Origin of the sequence: Kitasatospora sp. NPDC059973, assembly GCF_042737525.1 — a bacterium.
Taxonomy (GTDB): Bacteria; Actinomycetota; Actinomycetes; order Streptomycetales; family Streptomycetaceae; genus Kitasatospora.
Map to the genome: position 1 here is coordinate 38,277 of NZ_JBHWUI010000029.1, position 23,022 is coordinate 61,298.

Below are 23,022 nucleotides of genomic sequence, written 5' to 3' on the forward strand. Positions count from 1 at the left end.
GACTCCCCCCACGGGACGCGGGCCGGTGCAGTCGGTGGAGAGTCAGTCCGCGATCGGCAGGTAGACCCGGTTGCCCTGCTCGGCGAACTCCTCGGACTTGGCCCGCATGCCCGCCAGGGCCTCGGCGTCGTAGTCCGAGGCGACGGCGGAGGAGCCGTCGCCGTGCTCGGCGCGGATCTGCTGGGAGATCTTCATCGAGCAGAACTTCGGGCCGCACATCGAGCAGAAGTGGGCCGTCTTGGCGGGCTCGGCGGGGAGCGTCTCGTCGTGGAACTCACGGGCCGTCTCCGGGTCGAGGGCCAGGTTGAACTGGTCCTCCCAGCGGAACTCGAAGCGGGCGTCGGAGAGGGCGTCGTCCCAGGCCTGGGCGCCGGGGTGGCCCTTGGCCAGGTCGGCGGCGTGGGCGGCGATCTTGTAGGTGATGACGCCGGTCTTCACGTCGTCCCGGTTGGGCAGGCCCAGGTGCTCCTTGGGGGTGACGTAGCAGAGCATCGCGGTGCCCCACCAGGCGATCATCGCGGCGCCGATGCCCGAGGTGATGTGGTCGTAGCCGGGGGCGACGTCCGTGGTCAGCGGGCCGAGGGTGTAGAACGGCGCCTCGTCGCAGATCTCCTTCTGGAGATCCATGTTCTCCTTGATCTTGTTCATCGGGACGTGGCCCGGGCCCTCGATCATCACCTGGACGTCCCGCTCCCGGGCGATCCGGCCCAGCTCGCCCAGCGTCTGCAGCTCGGCGAACTGCGCCTCGTCGTTGGCGTCGGCGATCGAGCCGGGGCGCAGGCCGTCACCGAGCGAGAAGGTGACGTCGTAGCTCGCGAGGATCTCGCAGAGCTCCTCGAAGTTGGTGTAGAGGAAGTTCTCCCGGTGGTGGGCCAGGCACCAGGCCGCCATGATCGAGCCGCCGCGCGAGACGATGCCGGTCTTGCGACGGGCCGTCAGCGGCACGTACCGCAGCAGCACGCCGGCGTGCACGGTCATGTAGTCGACGCCCTGCTCGCACTGCTCGACGATGGTGTCCCGGTAGACGTCCCAGCTGAGCTCCTCGGCCCGGCCGTCGACCTTCTCCAGCGCCTGGTAGAGCGGCACCGTGCCGATCGGGACGGGGGAGTTGCGCAGGATCCACTCCCGGGTGGTGTGGATGTTGCGGCCGGTGGAGAGGTCCATGACGGTGTCGGCGCCCCAGCGGGTGGCCCAGGTCATCTTCTCCACCTCCTCCTCGATCGAGGAGGTGACGGCGGAGTTGCCGATGTTGGCGTTGATCTTCACCAGGAAGTTGGTGCCGATGATCGACGGCTCCACCTCGGGGTGGTTCACGTTGACCGGGATGACGGCGCGGCCGCGCGCCACCTCGGCGCGGACGTACTCCGGGTCCAGGCCCTCGCGCAGGGCCACGAACTCCATCTCCGGCGTCACCACGCCGCGCCGGGCGTAGGCGAGCTGGGTGACGGAGGCGCCGGACCGGCCGCGCAACGGGCGGCGCGGGCGGCCGGGGAAGACGGCGTCCAGGTTGCGCAGGTTCCCGCCGCGCGGCGAGGTGTGCTTGATCCCGTCGTCCTCCGGGCGGGCCTCGCGGCCGTCGTACTCCTCGACGTCGCCGCGCTGGCGGATCCAGGCGTCCCGCAGCGGCGGCAGGCCGCGCCGCACGTCGGCCTCGTAGGCGGGGTCGGTGTACGAGCCGGAGGTGTCGTAGAGCGGGACGGTCCGGCCGTTGGTCAGGACGACCTCGCGGTACGGGACCCGCAGGTCGGGGCGGGACCCCTCGCGGTAGGCCTTGCGCCAGGCCGGGGTCGGGTAGCCGGTGGCCGCGCTTCCGGCGGCCTGGTTCCGGGCAGACTGCGGCTGTGCGTCGAACGTGGTCATCAGACCCTCTACTCCCTACGCCGGCATTACCCGGTCAGGTTCCTGCGGTCGGCGCAGCGGTCGGCACGTCCAGCGACGTCCCGGTCAGCGCCCTCTCAGCCCGGTGCTCCGAGCTCCCGTGTCCGCAGGCGGTGTTGCCTGCGCATGACGTCCAACACCGTAGCGAGCGGATCGCCGCTGGTCCAGAGGGGGTCCCCGGGCGGCGATCCGGACGACGGGGCGCCGCGGCGCTCCGGGGCGGGCAGACTGGCAGTCACGCGGGGCGGGCGGCGAAGGAGGAGCGCAGTGATCGGGAGCACGGGGCGGGTCAGCGGAGCGGTGGGCGCGGGACTGGTCGGCGAGGTGATGGTGCACGTCCCGGAGCGCCGCGGCACGGAGGCGTTCCTCGCCTATCTCGCCGTGCCGGGTGACCGGCTGTCGGTCGGCACGCCCGTGGTGGTGATCGAGTACCACCCGCCCCGGACCGTCTACGTGGCACCGATCCTGCCGTGACAGGGTTGTGACGGACGGTCATGTGCGATCCCTTCTCCTCCGGTTGTCCCGGGCGGACAATCCGAGTCGGCGCATCTCATGTGCCGAAAGGGGGAGTTGAACCATGGTGTTCGTCATCATCGGGACCGCCGCCGGGGTACTGCTGGTGGGTGTCACGCTCTTCAAGCTCATGTGGCGGGTGGCCGAGCCCAACGAGGCCCTGATCATCTCCGGCTCCCGGCACCGGACCGAGGGGGTCGGGGACGGCCTGGGCTTCCGGATCGTCACCGGGCGGGGGACCTTCGTCACGCCGGGGCTGCAGGGCGTCCGCCGGCTCTCGCTGGACCTCAACGAGGCCGAGCTGGACGTCGAATGCGTCACCACGCAGGGCATCCCGGTCCGGGTCAAGGGCGTGGTGATCTTCAAGATCGGCGACGACGACGTCTCCATCGCCAATGCCGCCCGGCGATTCCTGGACCAGCAGAAGCTGATCAGCCAGCGGGTCCACAACGTCTTCGCCGGCCACCTGCGCTCGATCGTCGGCGGGCTCACCGTCGAGGACATGATCCGGGACCGCGAGCGGCTCACCGGGGAGACCAGGGCCGCCTCCGGGCTGGAGATGGAGAAGCTCGGGCTGATCATCGACACCCTGCAGATCCAGGAGATCATCGACCCGACCGGCTACATCAAGAACCTCGCCATCCCGCACGCCGCCGCCGTCCAGCGGGACGCCCGGATCGCCCAGGCCGCGGCCGACCGGATGGCCACCGAGGCGGAGCAGGAGGCCGCCGCCCGCAAGGCCGAGGCGACCCGCAACAGCGCCATCCAGCAGTCCGCCTACCAGGCCGAACGGGACACCGCCAACGCCCGCGCCCAGCAGGCCGGGCCGCTCGCCGAGGCCGCCTCCCGGCAGGAGGTCGTCGTCCAGGAGACGAAGGTCGCCGAACTGGAGTCGCGCCGCAAGGAGCAGCAGCTGCAGATCGAGGTCCGCAAGCCGGCCGACGCCAAGGCGTACGAGACCCGCACCCGGGCGGACGCCGACCGCGACGCGCGGATCTCGGCGGCGCAGGCCCAGGCCCAGGAGACCGAGCTGAAGGCGGCCGCCGAGGCCGGCCAGGTCAGGATCGCGGCCCAGGCCGCGGCGGACGCCACCAGGCTGCGCGCCCTGGCCGAGGCCGAGGCGACCAGGGCCACCGGGCAGGCCGAGGCCGCGGCCACCGAGGCCCGCGGGCTGGCGGACGCGGAGGCCGCCAAGGCGATCGGGCTCGCCAAGGCCGCCGGCATCCAGGCCCGGGCCGCCGCCCTCGCCGAGAACCAGGACGCCGTGGTGGCACAGGAGTTGGCGGAGAAGTGGCCGGACATCGTGCTGGCCGCCGCGCAGTCCTTCGGCAACGTCGAACACATGGTGCTGCTCAACGGCGCCGACGGGGTGGGCGAGCTGTTCGCCAAGGCGCTCACCATGGGCGGGACCGGCCTCGGCCTGGCCCGCCAGCTGCTTACCACCCTGCACGGGCCGGGGCAGCCCGGCCCGGCGCCGGACACCGCGGCGCCGGGCGGAGCCGCCGTACCGTCGGTGGCCGGGACGGCCGCGGGCGGCGCGGCCGTCGTGGTGCCCGTCCAGCAGATCCCGGTCGAGGAGTGACGGCTCCCGGCCCGGTCGAGTAGCCGCCCGCGCCCACCTGAGTACCCGTACTCAGGTGGGCGCGGCGGCGCCGGCCCGGTCGGCCGCCACGTCCACTGGGACGCCACCACCGGCGACCCCGACCTGACCGGCGCCGACCTGGTGGTGCACTGCGCCGCGGCCGTCGCGGACCTCCCCCGGGGCTCCGCAGGCGAGGCCGGGCAGTACGCCGTGAACGTCACCGGTACCGCCCGGCTGCTGCGCGCCGCCGCCGGCCGTCCGGTGGTCCAGGTGAGCAGCGCCAGCGTCTACGACCCCCGGATCGGCCGCTCCTGGATCATGGAGCACCACCCCACCGAGGGCGGTCACCTCAACGCCTACGGGCGCACCAAGGCGGCCGCCGAACGGCTCGCGCTGGAGGCGGGCGCCGTCGTCCTTCGCCCACGCGCCGTCTACGGGCCGGGCGATCCGCACCTCGCGCCCCAACTGCTGGCACGGGTGCGGCACGGACTGCTGCTGCTCCCCGGCGGCGACGTCCGGATCAGCCTGACCGCCGTGCAGAACCGCCGCCCGGGGCGCGTCCGCCGACGAGTGACGCCCGCACCCCCGAGGGGGTACGGGCGTCCGGGACCGGCGGCTCAGCTCCTGGCGGCCTTCTTCACCAGGATCACCACGGCGGCCGCGATCCCCACCACCACCAGCAGCTTGATGACCAGGCTCAGCAGCGCGCCCACCACGCCGAAGACGAATCCGATGATGTTCCAGGCCAGGATCAGCACCAGCACCGGAACGACGATGTTGCGCACCCACGAGGGCAGCGACTTCCAGAACTCAGCCATGTCCGTTCCTTCTCTCCCCTCGGGCCGGCTGCCGTCCGGTGCCGCATCCCGCTTGCTTCGATACTTCGATCGTACGGTGACGCACGGGTCGGAACGAGGGCCGATGGCCCGGAGAGAACCCGGAGATCACCCCTACTCCGGCCCCCGGGGAGACCCGGGGGAGGGCGCCCGAAAGGGCACCCGGGAAGGCCCCCGGAACGGCTCGGGGAACGGCCCGGACGCCGGCCCCGGAGGGTGTCAGACCGGCCAGGTCTCGCCGCGCCAGGCGGCGTCCCAGAACATCCACTCGTACCGCGAGGTGGTGGTGAAGTGCTCCACCACCCGGCGGCGTTCGGCCGGGGAGATCTCCTCGCCGAGCCGGTCGGCCAGCGCGAGGACGCGGCGCACCACGGACTGGAAGGCCTCGTCGCCGTAGGTGGCGATCCACTTGGCGTACAGCGGGTCGGGGGAGCCCTCGGCCAGCAGCCGGTCGCCGACCCGGGCGTAGATCCAGTAGCAGGGCAGCACGGCGCCGACCGCCTCCGCGAAGGAGCCGCCGTACACCGTGGCCAGCAGGTAGCTGGTGTAGGCCCGGGTGGTGGGCAGCACCGGCTCGGCGGCGGCCTGTTCGGCGTCGGCGCCGAAGGCCGTCATGAACTCCGCGTGCATGCCCTGCTCGGCCGCCAGCGCGCCGACCGCGTCGTCCGCGAAGGCCCGCACGTCCTCCTCGCCGGGCGCCTTGGCGGCGCAGACGGCGAGCGCGCGGGCGTAGTCGCGCAGGTAGTGCGAGTCCTGGACGACGAAGTGGCGGAACGCCTCGCGCGGCAGGGTGCCGTCGGTGAGGCCGCCGATGAAGGGGTGGTCGAGGATCTCGGCGTAGATCGGCTCGATCGCCGCCCAGAGTTCTTCCGTCAGGCTCAGGCTCATGCCCCGACCCTAGCCGGACCGCCGCGGGCCCCGGCCGTCAGTCCTCCGGCGGGGAGAACACCACCAGGACCCGCAACTCCTCGGTGACGTGGTGGAACCGGTGCGGCACTCCCGCCGGGACGTAGACCACGGTGCCGCGGGCCACCGTGGTGGTCTCGTTCCCGACGGTCAACTCGGCCCGGCCGCTGACCACCTGGTAGATCTCGTCCTGGGCGTGCGCGGTCTGCGGGTCGGTGGCGCCGGGGGAGAGCGCGTAGAGCCCGGCGGACATCCGCGGCTCGCGCAGGAAGCGCAGATAGGCACCGTCGTTGGCGGCGCGCTCGGCGTCGAGTTCGTCCAGTCGGAACAGCTTCATCGGGGGTGCCCCTCCTCGTCCTTGGCCCGGGTCCAGGGGGCATTCAACACCAAACATGCCGGTCGGGCGCTTCCCCCGCCCCGACCGGCCTGGGACGCTGGCCCCATGAAGGGTTTCGTCATCAAGACACTTATCAACGCGGCCGCCATCTGGGTGGCCGCCTGGATCGTCTCCGGGATCACGCTGACCGGCGACGACTGGCAGAGCAAGACCCTGACGGTGATCTCCGTCGCACTGATCTTCGGCGTGGTCAACTGGCTGATCAAGCCCGTGGTCAAGCTGTTCTCGCTGCCGCTGTTCATCCTCACCCTGGGCCTGATCACCTTCGTCATCAACGCCCTGATGCTCTGGCTGACCTCCTGGGCCTCGGACAAGCTCGACCTGGACTTCCACGTCGACGGCTTCTGGGCGGCGCTGTTCGGCGCGCTCATCATCAGCCTGGTCTCCTGGGGCCTCAACCTGGCGCTCGGCGACGACGACTGAGTGACGCGCCGCCGTCCGCGTGCCCGGGCACGCGAGAGGGGCCCGCACCCGGTTCCGCACCGGGGCGGGCCCCTTCGCGCCACCGTCGCCGGCGGGCGACCGGTCACCGCTCACAGGCTCCGAGGATGTCGGCGAGCTGCGCGTCGATCTCGCCGCCGGTCAGCTCCCGCCCCCTCGGCACCAGCCGGTCGGTCCGCGCGAGGAAGGCGGTCAGCGGCGCCGCGCAGGCGCGCAACCGGGCGTGTCCTTCGGGGGAGCGCAGCACGACGCAGACCTCCGAGAGCTCCTCGCCGACCGGGTGGACGTGCACGTCGCCCTCGCCCGTCGGCCGGTCGACCCCGTCGAACAGCAGCTCCCGGGCGAAGACCCAGGTGACCGGGGCGTCGCCGGGCAGGTGGAAGGTGAGGCGGACCGCGAACGGGTCGGCGGGGTCGTACTCCAGCTCGACCACGAGGCGGAAGGAGAGCTCGGTGGAGACCACGAGGCTCATCACCAGGTGGCCCTGGACTGTGCTGTGCTGCATGGCGCCAGTACCTCTCGTTCTGCCCGGCCGGGTGGCTGGTCGCTCATCGCAGCACAGGCCGGGCGCGGCTGCAATCACTCTCCGACCGTTCGATCGGCAAATTCCTTTGGATTGAAGGTATCAATGGAGATCAGCTCGATATTTTGAAGATCAGGTGAACGTCCACCTTGGCTATCCAAGATCCATCGGCGCTGTGAGCACGCCCCGAACGGACGCACCCGAGCAGTACGAGTTTCGGGCCGGTCGGCGTGCGGGAGACTCCCGCACAACGCTCCAGCCCCGGAGGTGGCCATGCGCACCCCGCCCCGACCCGTCGTCAAACGCACCGCGCGGGCGATCCTGCTGGAGCTGGACCCGGCCGATCCCCACGGACCGGCCTCGATCGTGCTGATCAAACGCACCCGGCCCGGCTCCCCGCACCCGTACTGGATCACCCCCGGCGGCGGGGTCGAGAGCGAGGACCGCACGGTCACCGACGCCCTGCACCGCGAGGTGGACGAGGAGCTCGGCGGCAAGGTCGTGGACCTCGTCCCCGCCTTCGTCGACACCATCAGCCACACCCACCACGACGACGGCACGCTGCTCCACCCGCACGGGGTCAAGGTCCAGCACTTCTTCGTCTGCCGGCTCGCCTCGATGGACCTCGACCGCCGGCACGGGCCGGAGGTGGACGAGCCCAACGGCGAGTACGAGGTGGTCCGGGTGCCCTTCACCCGGGAGGGCGTCACCTCGGTCAACGTCGTCCCGCCCAGCCTGCGGGCGTACCTGGCGGCCAACATCGAGGGCGTCCGGGCCCTGCTCGCCCCCGACTTCGACTGAAGAGCCCAGAGCCCAGGGCCCAGGGCAGGAGCCGGAGCAGGAGCCGGGCGGTCCGGCTCCCGGCTCAGCCCGCCGCCAGATCGCCGACCAGGTCGTGCCGGATCCGCTCGGGCGCCACCCCGGCCCGCAGCAGCACCCCGGCGCCGCGCCGCACCATCGCGGCCGGCCCGCCAAGAAAGGCCTCCCGGTCCGCCCACGGTCCGAACCGGCCGACCACCTCGGGCAGTTCACCGGTGAGCAGCCCGCCGCCCGGCACCGGACCACCGGCCTGCGGCCCCGGCCCGGACAGCACCGGGTGCACCGACAGCCAGCGGTGGCGCTCGGCCAGCCCGCGCAGCGCCGCCAGCTCGTAGAGTTCGGCGGCCCGCCGGGCCCCGTAGAAGACGTTCACCGCGCGGCCCGCCGCGCCGTACTCGGCCACCTCCTCCACCAGCGCCTTGATCGGGGCGATCCCGGTGCCGCCGCCGAGGCAGAGCAGGTCCGCCCCGGACGTGTGGTCGACGGTCATCGTGCCCGCCGCCGGGCCCAGCCGCAGCACCGAGCCCGGTGCGGCCCGGTGCACCAGCGCGTTGCTCACCCAGCCCGCCTGGACGGCCTTGACGTGGAGGGTCAGCAGACCGTCCGGCCGGGGCGCGGAGGCGAACGAGAAGTACCGCCAGACCCGCGGCCACCAGGGCGTCTCCAGGCTGGTGTACTGCCCGGCCCGGTACGGATAGGCCTGGTCGGGGCGGAGGGTGAGCACCGCGACGTCCGGGGTGCGCAGCTCGTGCCCGACCACCTCGGCCTGCCACCAGGGCGGCGAGGTGCGGGCGTCGTCCTCGGCGGCCTCGATCATGATCGAGGAGACCAGCCGGTAGACCCGCCGCCAGGCCAGCTCGGTCTCGGCGTCCCAGCGGCTGCCCGAGTACCGGGCCAGCGCCGCCACCAGGCACTCCCCCACCGGTCCGTAGTGACCGGTCAGGGTGCCGTACCGGCGGTGGCCGCGCCCCAGGGCGCTCAGGTAGCCGCGCAGGCCCTCCGGGTCGCCGGCACTGCGGGCGGCCATCAGCAGCGCGCGGAAGAGCCGGTCGCGCTGGACGTCCATGGCGGCCGGGAAGAGCGCGCGGACCTCGGGATGGTGCAGGAAGATCAGCGCGTAGAAGTGCGCGGTGGCCCGGTCGGCGACCGGCTCGACCACGGCCAGGCTGGCCCGGATCAGCTCGATGTCCCGGGCGGTGGGCGGCTGCTGCGCGGCGGCGGACCCGGGGCCGGACACGGCGGCGGGCACCGGCTCGGGTGCGGTCGCCCCGCCGGTCGCGGGGGCGACCGGCGGCCGGGCGGGATCGCCGCCCACGGCGGTCCAGTTGAGGCCGGGGGCCCGGGTGAACAGCGGCTCGATGGCGGGCACCGGCGGCCCGGCGGGCGTCGACGGCGCCGGGACCGCGGGCGGCCGGGCCGGGGGGTCGGGGATCGCCACCCGCGGCGCCGCGGCGGGGGCCGGGACCAGCGGAGCCACCGGCGCCGGGGCGGCGGAGACCGGCGGGAGGTCCGGCGGGTCCAGCGGCATCGGCGGGACGGCCGCCGGGGCGTGCGCCGCCGCGGTCGGCACGGTGTCCGGGGCCGGCTCCGGACCGGAGTCCGGCATCCCCGGGACGGCCGCGGCTCCCGCCGAGCCGTGTCCGGTGCGGACCAGGAGAGTTCTGCGTGACTTCACCGCAACGTTTCGAGTACCCAAGAGAATCGTTTCGCCTCCGGCCGGCCTGTGCCACCACCTGGCTTGTTCCTGCTGACGCCTAGGCAGCGTGGCACGCCCGAAGTGCTCATCCGACAAATCGCGCGAAGGCCGGACACCCGCCCCCCGTACGCGCTACTCTCGCTCGATCTGCGGTCGCCCTGGGTGTCCGGGCAGCCACCCAAGGCGACCGCCCGGACGCCGGTCACAACTGCCGCAGCAGCATGCCCGGTTGCTCGACGCAGTCCGCGACGAACCGCAGGAAGCCGCCCGCGGTTCCGCCGTCGCAGACCCGGTGGTCGAAGGTGAAGGACAGCTGGGTCACCTCGCGCACCGCCAACTCGCCCTGGTGAACCCAGGGTTTGGCGACGATCCGGCCCACCCCGAGCATCGCCGCCTCGGGGTGGTTGAGGATCGGGGTGGAGCCGTCCACCCCGAACACCCCGTAGTTGTTCAGGGTGAAGGTCCCACCCGTGAGCTCGGCCGGGGTGAGCGCCCCGGTCCGAGCCGACTCGGTCAACCGCGCCAGTTCGGCGCCGAGTTGCTCGGTGCTCAGCCGCTGGGCGTCGCGCACCACCGGAACGACCAGGCCCCGCTCGCCCTGGGCGGCGAATCCCAGGTGCACCGCGGAGTGCCGGAGGATGCCCGAACCGTCCTCGGTGACACTGGAGTTGAGTTCGGGGAAGCGGGCCAGCGCCACCGTGCAGATCCGGGCGAGCAACGCCAGCACGCTCACCTTCGGACCGGGGGTGGCATTCAACTGCCTTCGCAGCGCCATCAGTTCGGTGGCGTCCGCGTCGACCCAGCAGGTCGCCGCCGGGATCTCCCGGTGGCTGCGGGTGAGCTTCTCGGCCACCGCCCTGCGCAGACCGCGCAGCGGCACCACCTCGGCCCCGGCCGGCGCGGTCGCCCCGTTGGACACCGGCACCGCCGCCGGCGTACCGCCGGGGGCCAGCGCCGCGATCGCCCGTTCGACGTCCGCGCGCATGATCAGACCGTCCGGCCCGCTGCCGGTCAGTGCCGCCAGATCGATCCCGTGCTCCCGGGCCGACCGCCGGACCAGCGGCGAGATCACCGGCACCACCACCGGCGCGACGGCCACGGCCACGGCCGGCGGAGCGGCGGGCGCCACCACGGCCACCGGCGCGGCGACGGCCGTCGGAGCAGCCGCCGGAACAGGCGCCGGAGCGGTGGCCGGAGCCCCGACCCGGCGGCGCCGGCCGCCCTTGTCCGGCTCCGCGACCCCGTACCCGACCAGCGGACGCTCCACCTCGGCGGACGGGGACGGCGCGCCCACGGCGGGCGACACCGCGACCGTCACCAGCGGCGCCCCGACCGCCACCTCCTCGCCCGGCTCGCCGTACCGGGCGGTGACCACCCCGCCGTACGGGCAGGGCACCTCGACCACCGCCTTGGCGGTCTCCACCTCCACCACCGGCTGGTCCACGGCGATCACCTCACCGACCTCGACCATCCAGCGCACCACCTCCGCCCCGGTGAGCCCCTCACCGAGGTCGGGCAGCGTGAACTCGCGTACGACCGGCATCATCCTCAGGCCTCCCACTGCAGCCGGGCGACCGCGTCCAGGATCCGGTCCACCCCGGGGAGGTGGTGGTGCTCCAGCATCGGCGGCGGGTACGGGATGTCGAAGCCGGTGACCCGCAGCACCGGGGCCGCCAGGTGGTGGAAGCAGCGCTCGGTCACCCGGGCGGCGATCTCCGCACCGGTGCCGCCGAAGCCGGTCGCCTCGTGCACCACCACGGCCCGGCCGAGCGAGCGCACCACCCGGCAGACCGTCTCGTCGTCGAACGGGACCAGGGTGCGCAGATCGAGCACCGCGAGGTCCCAGCCCTCGGCCTTGGCCGCCTCGGCAGCCTCCAGGCAGACCGGCAGCGAGGGGCCGTAGGTGATCAGCACCGCCGACGTCCCGGTCCGCCGCAGGACGGCCCGTCCGATCGGCTCGACCGGCGCCGCCGGGTCGAACTCCGCCTTGCCCCAGTAGAGCCGCTTGGGCTCCAGGAAGACCACCGGGTCGTCCGAGGCGATCGAGGCCCGCAGCAGCCCGTAGGCGTCCGCCACCGTCGCCGGGGTGACCACGTGCAGCCCGGGAGTGCTGGTGTAGTAGGCCTCGGAGGCGTCGCTGTGGTGCTCGACCCCGCCGATGCCGCCGCCGTACGGGATGCGCACGGTGATCGGCAGCGGCAGCCGCCCGGCCGTGCGGTTGCGCATCTTGGCGACATGCGAGAACAGCTGCTCCAGCGCCGGGTAGGCGAAGGCGTCGAACTGCATCTCGACCACCGGGCGCAGCCCGTACATCGCCATGCCGATCGCGGTGCCGAGGATGCCGGCCTCGGCCAGCGGGGTGTCCAGGCAGCGGTCGGCGCCGAACTCGGCGGTCAGGCCGTCGGTGATCCGGAAGACGCCGCCGAGCGCGCCGACGTCCTCGCCGAGCACGTGCACGGCCGGGTCCGCGCGCAGGGCGTCCCGCAGCGCGGAGTTGAGCGCCTGCGCCATGGTGGCGGTGCGCGGACCGGCCGGGGCGGGTCGCGCGGCGGGCCGGCCGAGGGTGGCGGCGGGCGACGGTTGGGCGGTGTTGCTCATGGGTGCTGCACCTCGGCCTCGGCGGCCAGCTCGGCGGACAACTGGGCTTCCTGCTCCCGCAGTTGCGGGGTCGGCTCGGCGTACACATGGGCGAACAGCGCCATCGGGTCCAGCTCGGCGTCGGCGTGGAACTCGGCCCGCATCCGGGCCGCCAGAGCCTCCGCCTCGTCGGCCGACTCCTGCACCAGGGCGTCGTCCAGCAGGCCGATCCGGCGCAGGTGCCGCTCCATCAGAAGGACCGGGTCGTGCTCCCGCCAGGCCGCCACCTCGGTGTCGTCCCGGTAGCGGGTGGCGTCGTCGGCGTTGGTGTGCGCCTCGACGCGGTAGGTGAGCGCCTCGACCAGGGTCGGGCCGCCACCGGTCCGGGCCCGCTCGACCGCCTCGGTCAGCACGCTGTGCACGGCGGGCGCGTCGTTGCCGTCCACCAGCCGGCCCGGTATCCCGTAGCCGACCGCCTTGTGGGCGAGCGTCGGCGCGGCGGACTGCGCGGTGAGCGGGACGGAGATCGCGTACCCGTTGTTCTGGACCAGGAAGACCACCGGGGCGTTCAGCACCGCGGCGAAGTTCAGCGCCTCGTGGAAGTCGCCCTCGCTGGTGCCGCCGTCGCCGAGCAGCGCCAGCGCGACCACCGGGTCGCCGCCGAGCCGGGCGGCGTGCGCGAGGCCGACGGCGTGCGGGGCCTGGGTGGCCAGCGGGGTGCAGAGCGGCGCCGTCCGGGTGGCCAGCGGGTCGTAGCCGGTGTGGGCGTTGCCGCGCAGCAGGGTCAGCGCCTCCAGCGGGTCGACGCCGCGGGAGACCACCGCGAGGGTGTCGCGGTAGCTCGGGAAGAGCCAGTCCTGCTCGCCGAGCGCCAGCGCGGCGGCGACCTGGCAGGCCTCCTGGCCGGTGGACGCCGGGTAGACGGCCAGCCGGCCCTGCTTGGTGAGGGTGGTGGCCTGCTGGTTGTAGCGGCGGCCGACCACCAGGCGGCGGTACAGCTCGCGGAGCAGCGCGGGGTCGTACTTCTCCAGCTCGGGGGTGCCGAGCACGCGGACCGGTGAGGCGTCCGGAAGCAACGGGGCCGGGTCGCTGCGCGGGGCGGTCGCCCCGGGCAGCCAACCGGGCACCGCCGTGTGGTGTCTGTGATCGAGAACGGTCATCTCGGGCACCTCCAGGGGTAGCGGGGGCTCCCTACCGATTGTTCGGTCGTCTGTTCATCTTGACCAGAAGCGTGACAAGGTGGTGGACAATCGGCCCGGGTGGCGGTCGACTGGTGGCAGTGCGTCCAATCCGTGGGGGTGGGGGGTCATGTCGGCTGAACAGACGTCCAGACTCGACCGTGTCGACCGGGCGATCCTGCGGCTGCTGCAGCAGGACGGTCGCGCCTCGATCCGCTCGGTGGCCGAGCGGGTGCACGTGTCCCGGGCGAATGCGTACGCCCGGATATCCAGGATGGTCGAGGACGGCGTCATTCGCGGCTTCACCGCCCGCGTGGACCACGAAAAGGCAGGTCAGGGCGCATCCGCCTACGTCACCCTGAAGATCGTGCAGAACTCCTGGCGGACGGTCCGCGAGCAGCTGCTGGAGCTGCCCGGCGTCGCGCACATCGCGCTGGTGGGCGGAGACTTCGACGTGCTGCTGCTGGTGCACACCGCCGACAACCACGCGCTGCGCGAACTGGTGCTGGGCAGCATCCAGTCCATCCCCCAGGTGCTCGGCACCCGCACCATGCTGGTCTTCGAGGAGACCGACCAGGTGCCGCCCCTTTGATCGGGCACCCGCTCGCCTCCGGGGCTGTGTTCTCGCCCGCTCGCCTCCGGGGCGCTTCGACCCGGCGCCGACGGTCGGCGCTCAGTGTCCTCGCCCGCTCGCCTCCGAGGCGCTTCGACCCGGCGCCGACGGTCGGCGCTCCAACGCCCCTCGTTCCTCGGGGCGTCCTCGCTTCTCCCTTTCGGCACCGGCGCGCCCCTTTGGCTCGGGGCGCACTGGGCCGGGGTGCCGGCTGGGAGCCCGGCGGAGCGTCCCCGGGGCCCGGGTAGTGCCAGGGCGGGGTGACCGTTGAGGGCCCGGCGGAGCGTCCCCCGGGCCCGGGCAGTGCCCGGGCGGGGTGACCGTTGGGGGACCGGTGAAGCGTCCCCCGGGCCCGATGAGGGCCCGAGCCGGGTGCCCTTTCGGGACGGGTGGGTGGCCCTTTGGCGCGGTACCTTCCGGCCCCGGCCCCTCCCGGTGCTACCGGGCGCGGAGGCCGTCGAAGGCCAGGTGGACCACCGCGTCCGCGACGCCGTCGGCCGCCTTCACGCCGGGCCGGTACCACTCCACGATCGAGTTGATCATGCCGAAGAGCAGCCGGGTGGCCAGCCGCGGCTCGACGTCCGCCCGCAGCGAGCCGTCCGCGACGGCGGCCCTCAGCAGCTCGGCCACCTGGTGGTCGAAGTCCCGGCGGCGCTCCAGCGCCCACTGCTCGGTCACGGTGTTGCCCCGCACCCGCAGCAGCAGGGTGACGTACGGCAGCTCGGTGAGCAGCACCTCCGCGGTGCGCCGCACCACGTGCTCCAGCCGCTCCACCGCGGGGCCCTCGACCGCGCCCGGTTCGGCGAGGATGCCGAAGAGCCCGTCCAGGGCCCGCCCGACGGCCAGCCGGAGCAGCTCCTCCTTGCCGCGGACGTGGTGGTAGATCGAGGACTTGGAGATCCCGGCCGCCCGGGAGAGGTCCTCCATCGAGGTGCCGTCGTAGCCGCGCTCGTTGAAGACGTCGACGGTCACCGCGAGCAGCGACTCCACGGTGTAGGCGGTACGCGTGGTGTGATCGGCCATCCTCCGAGTATCCCCGGCCCCGCTGCGCCCGATGCGCCCGGGTCCATTGGTCCGCACCAACAGCGCGGCCGACGGCCTAGAATCTGCGGACCAGCGTCCACGGCCAGCAGGGTGGGGTCCAGTCTCATGAGCGCAATACCGGCAGTCGCCTCCGACGTGCCCGAGCAGCGCAGCGAGGAGCCGGGGGACGCGGCGCGGGCCGACTGGCGCGAGCGCGGCCGCGCCCTGGTCCTGCGCTTCGGGCCGGCCGTGTGGTGCTACGCGGTGCTCAAGCTGATCGGCTTCACCGTCTTCATGAAGCTGCTCTCCTTCTCGGGCGACTACGTCAAGAAGCACCCGCGGTTCGGCGGCGGCGCGAACCCCTGGGACGTGCTGGCCAGCTGGGACGGCTGGTGGTACCAGCAGATCGCCCAGTTCGGCTACCACCCCGCGCTGGTCCCCGTCCCGGGCGGCCTCCCCGGCTTCACCGTCGAGCAGAACTCGGCCGCCTTCTTCCCGCTCTACCCGGGGCTGATGCGGCTGGTCTCGGACGGCACCGGGCTCGGCCTGTACGGCGCCGGGATGCTGGTCTCGGTGGTGGCCTCGCTGTTCGCGGCGGCCGGGATCTACGCGGTGGTGGACCAGCTGGCCGGCCCGCGCGCGGGCGTGATCGCGGCCGGGCTCTGGGCGATCGCCCCGGGCTCCGGCGCCGAGTGGGCGCTCTACTCCGACTCGCTGTTCGTCGCGCTGGCGGCCTGGGCCTGCTACTGCGTGATGACCAGGCAGTGGATCGCCGCCGGTGTGATCACGCTGGTCGCCGGCCTCAACCGGCCGACCTCGGCGGCCCTGATCGGCGCCGTCGGCCTGGCCGCGCTGGTCGAGCTGTACCGGCGGGGGAGCGGCGTCGCCCGCCCGGTGGCCGCGATGCTGCTGGCCCCGCTCGGCCTGCTCGGCTACGTCGGCTGGGTGGGCTGGCGGACGGGCGAGTGGGGCGGCTACTTCAAGCTCCAGCACGACGCCTGGCTGCACTACTTCGACTTCGGCCATGGCACCTTCGAGGCGATCCGCGGCGTCCTGCTGGGCCGTTCGGACTACCCGTTCGCCTGGCCGGTGACCGACCTGCTGGCCACCCTGATCGTGCTGACCCTGCCGGTGCTGATCGTGCTGCTGGTCCGGCTGCGTCCGCCGCTGGTGCTGACCGCCTACACGCTGGCCACCATCGTCTCGGTGCTGGGCAGCCTGGGGATCTTCGGCAACACCTCGCGCTACCTGCTCCCGGCCTTCCCGCTGCTGATCGCCCTGGCGGTGGCCATGCGCAGGCTGAGCTGGCCGGTGCTGGCGACGGTGCTCGGCACCGGCGCGATCGCCTCCGGCTGGTACGCCGGGTACGTCATCTTCGAGCTCGGCATCCCGTAGACCGGTACCCCGCTCCGCCCCGGGGGCGCGTCCGCTGCGGACGCGCCCCCGGGGCGTTCTCCGGATCCGATCCGCACACCCTCTTGAGCCGACCGATCGTTCGGTTACTCTGTGACGTGTCCCGTCCTCCCCTCTGAGGAGCGCACACCATGTCCGCAGCGGTCACCCACCCCCTCGTCGCCGAGCTGGTCGAACGCCACCAGGCCACCCTGGACGCCGCGCTCGCCGCCGCCGCGTCCCGCGACTACTGGTCGCCCTACCCCGAGTTCCCGAAGGCCTACGGCGAGAGCGGCGCCGCGGACGGCAAGGCCGCCTTCGAGGCGCTGCTGAACCTCCCGTTCGCCCTCGACGGCCACCCGGCCGACGGCGACCTGATCGGCGGCGAGGCGTCCCCGTACGGCGTCGAGATGGGCATCGGCTACCCGCACGCCGACGCGGACACGCTGATCGCCGCGCTGCTCGCGGCCCGGCCCGGCTGGGCCGCCGCGACCCCGCTCACCCGGGCCGCCGTCTGCCTGGAGATCCTGGCCCGGATCAACGCGCGCTCGCACGAGTTCGCGCACGCGGTGATGCACACCACCGGCCAGGCCTACGGCATGGCCTTCCAGGCCGGCGGCCCGCACGCCCAGGACCGCGGTCTGGAGGCGGTCACCTACGCCTACGCCGAGCAGACCCGGCTGCCCGCCAGCGCCGGCTGGACCAAGCCGCAGGGCAAGCGCGACCCGCTGGTGATGACCAAGGAGTTCACCGTCGTCCCGCGCGGCCTCGCGCTGCTGATCGGCTGCAACACCTTCCCCACCTGGAACGGCTACCCCGGCCTGTTCGCCTCGCTGGCCACCGGCAACCCGGTGCTGGTCAAGCCGCACCCGCGCGCCGTGCTGCCGCTCGCGCTGACCGTGCGGACCGCCCGCGAGGTGCTCGCCGAGGCCGGCTTCGACCCGAACCTGGTCTGCCTGGCCGCCGAGCACGAGGGCGGCACCGTCGCCCAGACGCTCGCCGTCCGCCCCGAGGTCAAGCTGATCGACTACACCGGCTCGACCGCCTTCGGCGACTGGCTGGAGGAGAACGCGAGCCAGGCCGAGGTGTACACCGAGAAGGCCGGCGTGAACACCGTGGTCGTCGACTCCACCGACGACTACCGGGGCATGCTGGGCAACCTGGCCTTCTCGCTCTCGCTCTACAGCGGCCAGATGTGCACCACCCCGCAGAACCTGCTGATCCCGCGCACCGGCATCGACACCGACCAGGGCGCCAAGTCCTACGACGAGGTGGTCACCGACCTCGCCGGCGCGATCGAGGGCCTGCTCTCCGACGACGCCCGCGCCACGGCCGTGCTCGGCGCCGTGGTCAACCCCGGTGTGCTGCAGCGCTCGGTGGCCGCGGCCGGCGGCGAGTACGGCGAACTCGCCCTCGCCCCGCGGGTGGTGACCTCCACGGAGTTCCCCGCCGCGACAATCCGCACCCCCGCGCTGGTCAAGCTGGACGCCGACAAGCCGGACGACCGCGCGGTCCTGCGCGACGAGTGCTTCGGCCCGGTCTCCTTCGCCGTCGCGGTGGAGTCCACCGCCGCCGCGGTCGAGCTGCTGCGCGACACCGTCCGGACCCAGGGCGCGATGACCGCCTCCGGCTACACCACCTCGCCCGAGGTCGAGGCCGCGCTGGTCGAGGCCGCGCTCGACTCCGGCGTCTCGCTCTCGCTCAACCTCACCGGCGGCGTGTACGCCAACCAGACCGCCGCCTTCTCCGACCTGCACGGCACCGGCGCCAACCCGGCCGCCAACGCCGCCTACTGCGACGGCGCCTTCGTCGCCAACCGGTTCCGCACCGTGGAGATCCGCCGCCACAGCTGAGCCGATCCGGTTCCGGGCCCCGGCGGTGCCACGCCGGGGCCCGGTTCCGTCCCGCGGGAATTCACAGCCCCGCCCGCGCCAGCGATGATGGAGGCCGGGAGGGCGCCCGGACCGGCGTCCAACCTCCGTCCGAGCACCGGGAGCTGACACATGACCGCGAAGCAGACCGTCACCGACGTCCTGATCGTCGGGGCCGGACCGACCGGCCTGCTGCTGGCCGGGGACCTCGCCACCGCCGGGATCCGGGTCACCGTCCTGGAGAAGCGCGACACCGAGTCCAACCTCACCCGGGCCTTCGCGGTGCACGCCCGCAGCCTGGAGCTGCTGGACGCCCGGGGCCTGGCCGACGACCTGATCGCCACCGGCCGCCCGCTCAGCTCGCTGCGGCTCTTCGACCGGCTCCGGGTCGACCTCGCCGCCCTGCCGAGCCGCTTCCCGTTCGTCCTGATCACCCCGCAGTACCACACCGAACGCCTCCTCCAGGAGCGCGCGCTGAAGGCCGGCGCGACCCTCCTGCGCGGCGCCGAGGTGGTCGGGCTGCGGCAGGACGCCGAGGGCGTCACGGTCGAGACCCGCCCCCGCGCCCGCGGCGGGGAGGCGCCCGCGGACGGCACCACCGAGACCCACCGGGCCGCCTACGTGGTCGGCACCGACGGCGTCCACTCCACCGTCCGCGACCTGCTCGGCATCCCCTTCCCCGGCGAGTCGGTGGTCAACTCCGTCGTCCTGGCCGACGTCCGGCTGGACCGCGCGCCCGACGAGTTGCTGACCGTCGGCGCCGGCGAGGGCGGCTTCGCCTTCCTCGCGCCGTTCGGCGACGGCTGGTACCGGGTCATCGCCTGGGACCGCGCCGAGCAGCACGCGGACGGCGCCCCGCCCTCGCTGGAGCGGATCGCCGAGATGACCCGCACCGCCCTCGGCGAGGACTACGGGCTGCACGACGCCCGGTGGAGCTCCACCTTCCACAGCGACGAGCGGCAGGTGCCGAACTACCGCTCCGGCCGGGTCTTCCTGGCCGGCGACGCCGCGCACTGCCACTCCCCGGCCGGCGGCCAGGGCATGAACACCGGCCTCCAGGACGCCGCCAACCTCTCCTGGAAGCTCGTCGCCGCCGTCCGGGGCCACGCCACCGACGCCCTGCTGGACACCTACCAGACCGAGCGGCACCCGGTCGGCAAGTCGGTGCTGCGCACCTCCGGCGCGCTGATCCGGCTCGCCCTCGCCCAGTCCGCGCCCACCCGGGTGCTGCGCGGCGCCCTCACCACGCTGGCCGACCACCTGGACGTGGTCGCCGAGCGCGGCGCCCGGACGGTGTCCGGGATCGGCATCCGCTACGCGGCGCCGAAGGACGCCCACCCGCTGGCCGGCCGGCGCGTGCCGGACCTGCGGCTGACCGCCCTGGAGGAGGCCCGGGAGGACGGGCCGGCCGCGCCCGAGCGGCTCTACGAGGCACTGCGCGCGGGCACGTTCGTGCTGGTCAGCAATGACCAGCTGCCCGCCGCCGAGCCGTGGGCGGGCCGGCTGCAGACCGTCGCGCCGGCCGACCCGCACGGCAAGCTGCGTGACACCGTGCTGCTGGTCCGCCCCGACGGCTACGCCGCCTGGGCCGCCGTCGACCCGGGCCAGGGCGAGGTCCGCGCCGCACTGACCCAGTGGCTCGGCGCCCCCGACCAGAGCTGAGGACCGCGTGCGGGGGCGGTTCACCGCCCCCGCCGCCGACCCTAGGCGCGCGCCTTCTCGTAATGCCGGGCCGCTTTCGCGCGGTTTCCGCACACCGCCATCGAGCACCACCGCCGGCGGCCGTTCTGCGATGTGTCGAAGAAGTGCAGAATGCAGGCCTCGTGGGCACATTTCTTGATCCGGAGGGCGCCCCGGGCGAGCAGGTCGAGGAAGTCGTCGACCGCCAGCCAGGCCGCCAGCCACTGCGGCCCGTCCACCTCGACGTGCGCCGCCGGCCCCGCCGGACCGAGCTCGCGCCGCAGCCGCCCGTGCCGCAGCACCTCGTTCAGACCGACCGCCGCGGGCGCCGTCACCTCCCCCCGGGCGTCCAGGTCGCGGACCGCCGCGGCGAGCGCCTCCCGGGCCTGCCGCAGCGCCACGAGCCCCGCGTCGTCGGCCTGGCAGCGGTCCGCCAGCCCGGCGGAGGAGAGCCAGATCCCGAAGCCGTCCGGCCGGTCCAGCAGGTCGTTCACCGGGCTGCCCGCCCACCGCGTGTTGAGCAGGTCGAGCGCGAGCGGCTCGCCGGTCAGCGGGCGGGGGTCGCGCGGGTCTGCCGTCCGGTCGGTCATCGGATACTCCCTCGGTCTCGCCCGGTACCCGATTCTACGTCGCCCGCGGCCGCCGAATCGGGGCCGTCCGGAGCGTGAATTCCGGCCGTTAACTGTATGAAGACGCCTCCATTCCGTTCTCCACAGTTGACTGTTCTTTAGCAACGAATTGCTTGACCATAAGCCAATTCCCGGAACCGCTCTGTCATGTTCTAGCCAGCGTTTCACCCCAGAGACGCCCTGGCCCCTGCCGGCCCCCACATGCCGGCCAGAGGAGGATTCCGTGCGCCCTCGCTCCCTCGCCCTCGTCGCGGCACTCGCCGTCCTGCCGCTGTCCGCGGTCTCGCTCGGCGTGACCGCCGCGCAGGCCGCCCCGGCCCCCAACGCCGCCGCGCCGCGCGTCTCGCTGCCGAACACCGTCACCCCCGCGGTGGCCCGTTCCGAGAAGAAGGGCGACGTCCCCGCCGAGCAGCAGCTCTCCGTCGCGGTCAGCCTGAAGCTGCGCGACACCGCCGAGCTGGACCGCTTCCTCGCCGCGATCGCCACCCCCGGCGCCCCCGAGTTCGGCACCCACCTGACGCCGCAGCAGTTCACCGACCGGTTCGGTCCGACCCAGGCCGCCGTCGACCAGGTCCGCGGCTACCTGACCGCCCAGGGCCTGACCGTCTCCGCCGTCAGCGACAACCGCCAGGTGGTCGACGCCCACGGCACCGCCGAGCAGATCGCCAAGGCCTTCGGCACCCACGAGAGCGCCTACCTGGACCCGCAGCAGCAGCGCACCTTCTTCGCCAACGACGCGGCGGCCTCCGTGCCGGCCGACCTCGCCGGCGTGGTGCAGGGCATATCCGGCCTGAACAACCACACCGTCCGCACCACCCGCAACGTGAAGCCGTCCACGCCGGCCGCACCGAACGCGGTCACCGCCGCCCCCAGCGGCTTCGGCCCGAGCCAGTACGACGGCGCGTACAACCTGAACAAGACCGGCGCCGACGGCACCGGCGTCAGCGTCGCGCTCTGGGAGTTCGACGGCTACAGCTCCACCAACCTGAAGACCTACGACAGCCAGTACGGGCTCACCGGCCCGGCCGTCTCCACCGTGTCGGTGGACGGCGCCAACTACGACTCCTCCCCCGGCGAGGGCCAGGGCGAGGTCGAGCTGGACAGCGAGATCGTGCGCGGCGTCGCCCCCAAGGCGACCCAGCTGGTCTACGAGGCCCCCAACAGCGACCAGGGCGAGATCGACATGGCCGCCAAGATCGTCGCGGACAACCGGGTCTCGGTCATCTCCATCTCCTGGGGCTCCTGCGAGCCCGACACCACCGCCTCCTCCATGACGGCGGTCGACAACTCCTTCAAGCAGGCCGCCGCCCAGGGCATCTCGATCTTCTCGGCCTCCGGCGACGACGGCTCGCGCGACTGCACCCGCTCCACCAGCGGCTCCTCCGTCAAGGCGGTCGACTTCCCCGCGTCCAGCCCGCACCAGACCGGCGTCGGCGGGACCAACCTCAAGGTCTCCGGCAGCGCCTACTCCTCCGAGAGCGCCTGGAGCACCGCCGGCGGCGGCGTCTCCACCGTCTTCGCCAAGCCGAGCTGGCAGACCGGCACCGGGGTGAGCGGCACCATGCGCACCGTCCCGGACGTCTCCTCCAACGCCGACCCGGCCAGCGGCTTCGCCATCTACACCGCCGGCGGCTGGCAGGTCTACGGCGGCACCAGCGCGGCCGCCCCGCTCTGGTCCGGCTACGCGGCGCAGTTCAACCAGAAGGCCAAGGCGGCCGGGCAGCCCGTCCTCGGTGAGGCCAGCCCGCGGCTGTACGCCGTCGCCAACGGCAGCGGCTACGGCACCACGTTCCACGACGTGACCACCGGCAAGAACCAGGACTTCTCCACCAAGGCCGGCTACGACCAGGTCACCGGCTGGGGCAGCCCGATCGCCGACGCCCTGGACGCGGCGCTGCTCGGCGGCACCACCACGCCGCCCACCGGCGGCTGCACCGCGGCCCAGCTGATCGGCAACGGCGGCTTCGAGACCGGCACCGCCGCGCCGTGGACGGCGTCCACCGGCGTCGTCGACAACGCCTCCGGCGAGGCCGCGCACGCCGGCTCCTGGAAGGCCTGGCTGGACGGCTACGGCAGCGCCCACACCGACACCCTGGCGCAGACCGTGTCGATCCCGGCCGGCTGCAAGGCCACGCTCTCCTTCTGGGTGCACGTCGACACCGCCGAGTCCGGCTCCACCGCGTACGACAAGCTGACCGTCCAGGCCGGCTCGACCACGCTGGCGACCCTGTCCAACGCCAACGCGGCCACCGGCTTCGTCCAGAAGTCCTTCGACCTGTCGGCCTTCGCGGGCCAGACGGTGACGGTCAAGTTCACCGGCACCGAGGACGCCTCGCTCAAGACCAGCTTCGTGATCGACGACGCCGCGCTCAGCGTCTCCTGATCGCCTCCGCGACCCCACGCCGTCGGGGGGGGGGGGCCCCGGGGCGCCCCCCCCCCCGGGTTGGGGGTGTTTTTTTGAAAGATGA

The 23,022-nt window shown here is 73.4% G+C and carries 20 protein-coding genes, 1 pseudogene and 1 riboswitch; of the genes and pseudogenes, 10 read left to right on the forward strand and 11 right to left on the reverse strand.

Going from position 1 to position 23,022, the window contains the following annotated elements:
• Positions 1 to 42 precede the first annotated feature (42 nt).
• Positions 43 to 1,860: a phosphomethylpyrimidine synthase ThiC gene (gene thiC, locus ACFWA9_RS11115; protein WP_380385622.1), complete on the reverse strand. Its 1,818-nt coding sequence runs from the start codon at positions 1,858 to 1,860 to the stop codon at positions 43 to 45.
• A riboswitch (TPP riboswitch) is annotated at positions 1,856 to 1,990 on the reverse strand. Its footprint overlaps the gene before it by 5 nt.
• A 155-nt stretch (positions 1,991 to 2,145) precedes the next feature.
• On the opposite strand from thiC, the gene ACFWA9_RS11120 reads away from it, so the two are divergent.
• The 3 genes and pseudogenes from ACFWA9_RS11120 to ACFWA9_RS11130 all read left to right on the forward strand — a co-directional run.
• Entirely contained in the window at positions 2,146 to 2,352 is a 207-nt protein-coding gene (locus tag ACFWA9_RS11120) for a hypothetical protein (RefSeq protein ID WP_329488866.1), read from the forward strand.
• A gap of 103 nt (positions 2,353 to 2,455) precedes the next feature.
• Positions 2,456 to 3,973: an SPFH domain-containing protein gene (locus ACFWA9_RS11125; RefSeq protein WP_380385625.1), complete on the forward strand. Its 1,518-nt coding sequence runs from the start codon at positions 2,456 to 2,458 to the stop codon at positions 3,971 to 3,973.
• Between the two features lie 144 nt (positions 3,974 to 4,117).
• Positions 4,118 to 4,426: pseudogene (locus ACFWA9_RS11130) on the forward strand (NAD-dependent epimerase/dehydratase family protein); the annotation flags it as partial.
• A gap of 164 nt (positions 4,427 to 4,590) precedes the next feature.
• Here ACFWA9_RS11130 and ACFWA9_RS11135 read toward each other — a convergent pair.
• The 3 genes from ACFWA9_RS11135 to ACFWA9_RS11145 form a co-directional block, all read right to left on the reverse strand.
• Positions 4,591 to 4,791 (reverse strand): DUF5326 family protein, encoded by a 201-nt coding sequence (locus tag ACFWA9_RS11135; RefSeq protein WP_329488858.1) that lies wholly within the window; start codon positions 4,789 to 4,791, stop codon positions 4,591 to 4,593.
• Between the two features lie 237 nt (positions 4,792 to 5,028).
• Positions 5,029 to 5,697, reverse strand: a complete 669-nt coding sequence (gene tenA / locus ACFWA9_RS11140) for a thiaminase II (protein ID WP_352295008.1) — start codon at positions 5,695 to 5,697, stop codon at positions 5,029 to 5,031.
• Between the two features lie 37 nt (positions 5,698 to 5,734).
• On the reverse strand, positions 5,735 to 6,052 hold the full coding sequence (locus tag ACFWA9_RS11145) for a cupin domain-containing protein (RefSeq protein ID WP_329488856.1): 318 nt from the start codon (positions 6,050 to 6,052) through the stop codon (positions 5,735 to 5,737).
• 105 nt (positions 6,053 to 6,157) lie between these two features.
• Here ACFWA9_RS11145 and ACFWA9_RS11150 point away from each other — a divergent pair, with 105 nt between their 5' ends.
• Positions 6,158 to 6,535 carry a phage holin family protein gene (locus ACFWA9_RS11150; RefSeq protein ID WP_380385629.1) on the forward strand — a complete coding sequence of 126 codons (378 nt, stop codon included), beginning with the start codon at positions 6,158 to 6,160 and terminating at the stop codon, positions 6,533 to 6,535.
• A gap of 103 nt (positions 6,536 to 6,638) precedes the next feature.
• Here ACFWA9_RS11150 and ACFWA9_RS11155 read toward each other — a convergent pair whose 3' ends face one another.
• Positions 6,639 to 7,058 carry an SsgA family sporulation/cell division regulator gene (locus ACFWA9_RS11155; protein ID WP_380385632.1) on the reverse strand — a complete coding sequence of 140 codons (420 nt, stop codon included), beginning with the start codon at positions 7,056 to 7,058 and terminating at the stop codon, positions 6,639 to 6,641.
• A 291-nt stretch (positions 7,059 to 7,349) separates the two neighbouring features.
• On the opposite strand from ACFWA9_RS11155, the gene ACFWA9_RS11160 reads away from it, so the two are divergent.
• The gene (locus ACFWA9_RS11160; RefSeq protein WP_329488853.1) at positions 7,350 to 7,877 is read left to right on the forward strand and encodes an NUDIX hydrolase; all 528 of its coding nucleotides are present in this window, start codon (positions 7,350 to 7,352) and stop codon (positions 7,875 to 7,877) included.
• A 64-nt stretch (positions 7,878 to 7,941) separates the two neighbouring features.
• On the opposite strand, the gene ACFWA9_RS11165 is transcribed toward ACFWA9_RS11160, so the two are convergent.
• From ACFWA9_RS11165 to pdhA, 4 genes are all read right to left on the reverse strand, one after another.
• Positions 7,942 to 9,570 (reverse strand): globin domain-containing protein, encoded by a 1,629-nt coding sequence (locus tag ACFWA9_RS11165; protein WP_380385636.1) that lies wholly within the window; start codon positions 9,568 to 9,570, stop codon positions 7,942 to 7,944.
• Positions 9,571 to 9,793: 223 nt separating this feature from the next.
• A complete protein-coding gene (locus ACFWA9_RS11170; protein ID WP_380385658.1) occupies positions 9,794 to 11,134 on the reverse strand; it encodes a dihydrolipoamide acetyltransferase family protein in 1,341 nt (446 codons plus the stop codon).
• A 5-nt stretch (positions 11,135 to 11,139) separates the two neighbouring features.
• Positions 11,140 to 12,102, reverse strand: coding sequence for an alpha-ketoacid dehydrogenase subunit beta (locus ACFWA9_RS11175; protein WP_329492182.1), 963 nt, complete (start codon positions 12,100 to 12,102; stop codon positions 11,140 to 11,142).
• An 83-nt stretch (positions 12,103 to 12,185) separates the two neighbouring features.
• Positions 12,186 to 13,328 (reverse strand): pyruvate dehydrogenase (acetyl-transferring) E1 component subunit alpha, encoded by a 1,143-nt coding sequence (pdhA, locus tag ACFWA9_RS11180; RefSeq protein ID WP_380385639.1) that lies wholly within the window; start codon positions 13,326 to 13,328, stop codon positions 12,186 to 12,188.
• Between the two features lie 148 nt (positions 13,329 to 13,476).
• Here pdhA and ACFWA9_RS11185 point away from each other — a divergent pair, with 148 nt between their 5' ends.
• Positions 13,477 to 13,938 carry an Lrp/AsnC family transcriptional regulator gene (locus ACFWA9_RS11185; RefSeq protein WP_329488850.1) on the forward strand — a complete coding sequence of 154 codons (462 nt, stop codon included), beginning with the start codon at positions 13,477 to 13,479 and terminating at the stop codon, positions 13,936 to 13,938.
• A 459-nt stretch (positions 13,939 to 14,397) separates the two neighbouring features.
• Here ACFWA9_RS11185 and ACFWA9_RS11190 read toward each other — a convergent pair whose 3' ends face one another.
• Positions 14,398 to 14,982 carry a TetR/AcrR family transcriptional regulator gene (locus ACFWA9_RS11190; RefSeq protein ID WP_329488849.1) on the reverse strand — a complete coding sequence of 195 codons (585 nt, stop codon included), beginning with the start codon at positions 14,980 to 14,982 and terminating at the stop codon, positions 14,398 to 14,400.
• Between the two features lie 126 nt (positions 14,983 to 15,108).
• Here ACFWA9_RS11190 and ACFWA9_RS11195 point away from each other — a divergent pair, with 126 nt between their 5' ends.
• The 3 genes from ACFWA9_RS11195 (at position 15,109) to ACFWA9_RS11205 (ending at position 19,907) form a co-directional block, all read left to right on the forward strand.
• A complete protein-coding gene (locus ACFWA9_RS11195) occupies positions 15,109 to 16,377 on the forward strand; it encodes a hypothetical protein (RefSeq protein ID WP_380385642.1) in 1,269 nt (422 codons plus the stop codon).
• A 149-nt stretch (positions 16,378 to 16,526) separates the two neighbouring features.
• Positions 16,527 to 18,227 (forward strand): phenylacetic acid degradation protein PaaN, encoded by a 1,701-nt coding sequence (gene paaN / locus ACFWA9_RS11200; RefSeq protein WP_380385645.1) that lies wholly within the window; start codon positions 16,527 to 16,529, stop codon positions 18,225 to 18,227.
• A gap of 150 nt (positions 18,228 to 18,377) precedes the next feature.
• Positions 18,378 to 19,907 (forward strand): FAD-dependent monooxygenase, encoded by a 1,530-nt coding sequence (locus ACFWA9_RS11205; protein WP_352294996.1) that lies wholly within the window; start codon positions 18,378 to 18,380, stop codon positions 19,905 to 19,907.
• A gap of 41 nt (positions 19,908 to 19,948) precedes the next feature.
• Here ACFWA9_RS11205 and ACFWA9_RS11210 read toward each other — a convergent pair whose 3' ends face one another.
• Complete coding sequence (locus tag ACFWA9_RS11210; RefSeq protein ID WP_380385648.1) at positions 19,949 to 20,515, reverse strand: CGNR zinc finger domain-containing protein; 567 nt, start codon at positions 20,513 to 20,515, stop codon at positions 19,949 to 19,951.
• A 262-nt stretch (positions 20,516 to 20,777) separates the two neighbouring features.
• Between ACFWA9_RS11210 and ACFWA9_RS11215 the strand changes: the two genes are divergently transcribed.
• Positions 20,778 to 22,937, forward strand: coding sequence for a protease pro-enzyme activation domain-containing protein (locus tag ACFWA9_RS11215; RefSeq protein ID WP_380385651.1), 2,160 nt, complete (start codon positions 20,778 to 20,780; stop codon positions 22,935 to 22,937).
• Positions 22,938 to 23,022: the final 85 nt, after the last annotated feature.

What these genes read in the sequence shown, in the direction of transcription:
- paaN (WP_380385645.1), top strand. Translation starts at nt 16,527, where the DNA reads ATGTCCGCAGCGGTCACCCACCCCCTCGTCGCCGAGCTGGTCGAACGC.
- ACFWA9_RS11160 (WP_329488853.1), top strand. Translation starts at nt 7,350, where the DNA reads ATGCGCACCCCGCCCCGACCCGTCGTCAAACGCACCGCGCGGGCGATC.
- ACFWA9_RS11195 (WP_380385642.1), top strand. Translation starts at nt 15,109, where the DNA reads ATGAGCGCAATACCGGCAGTCGCCTCCGACGTGCCCGAGCAGCGCAGC.
- ACFWA9_RS11155 (WP_380385632.1), bottom strand. Translation starts at nt 7,058, where the DNA reads ATGCAGCACAGCACAGTCCAGGGCCACCTGGTGATGAGCCTCGTGGTC.
- ACFWA9_RS11190 (WP_329488849.1), bottom strand. Translation starts at nt 14,982, where the DNA reads ATGGCCGATCACACCACGCGTACCGCCTACACCGTGGAGTCGCTGCTC.
- ACFWA9_RS11205 (WP_352294996.1), top strand. Translation starts at nt 18,378, where the DNA reads ATGACCGCGAAGCAGACCGTCACCGACGTCCTGATCGTCGGGGCCGGA.
- ACFWA9_RS11185 (WP_329488850.1), top strand. Translation starts at nt 13,477, where the DNA reads ATGTCGGCTGAACAGACGTCCAGACTCGACCGTGTCGACCGGGCGATC.
- ACFWA9_RS11125 (WP_380385625.1), top strand. Translation starts at nt 2,456, where the DNA reads ATGGTGTTCGTCATCATCGGGACCGCCGCCGGGGTACTGCTGGTGGGT.
- ACFWA9_RS11150 (WP_380385629.1), top strand. Translation starts at nt 6,158, where the DNA reads ATGAAGGGTTTCGTCATCAAGACACTTATCAACGCGGCCGCCATCTGG.
- ACFWA9_RS11170 (WP_380385658.1), bottom strand. Translation starts at nt 11,134, where the DNA reads ATGCCGGTCGTACGCGAGTTCACGCTGCCCGACCTCGGTGAGGGGCTC.
- thiC (WP_380385622.1), bottom strand. Translation starts at nt 1,860, where the DNA reads ATGACCACGTTCGACGCACAGCCGCAGTCTGCCCGGAACCAGGCCGCC.
- ACFWA9_RS11135 (WP_329488858.1), bottom strand. Translation starts at nt 4,791, where the DNA reads ATGGCTGAGTTCTGGAAGTCGCTGCCCTCGTGGGTGCGCAACATCGTC.
- ACFWA9_RS11145 (WP_329488856.1), bottom strand. Translation starts at nt 6,052, where the DNA reads ATGAAGCTGTTCCGACTGGACGAACTCGACGCCGAGCGCGCCGCCAAC.
- tenA (WP_352295008.1), bottom strand. Translation starts at nt 5,697, where the DNA reads ATGAGCCTGAGCCTGACGGAAGAACTCTGGGCGGCGATCGAGCCGATC.
- pdhA (WP_380385639.1), bottom strand. Translation starts at nt 13,328, where the DNA reads ATGACCGTTCTCGATCACAGACACCACACGGCGGTGCCCGGTTGGCTG.
- ACFWA9_RS11175 (WP_329492182.1), bottom strand. Translation starts at nt 12,102, where the DNA reads ATGGCGCAGGCGCTCAACTCCGCGCTGCGGGACGCCCTGCGCGCGGAC.
- ACFWA9_RS11210 (WP_380385648.1), bottom strand. Translation starts at nt 20,515, where the DNA reads ATGACCGACCGGACGGCAGACCCGCGCGACCCCCGCCCGCTGACCGGC.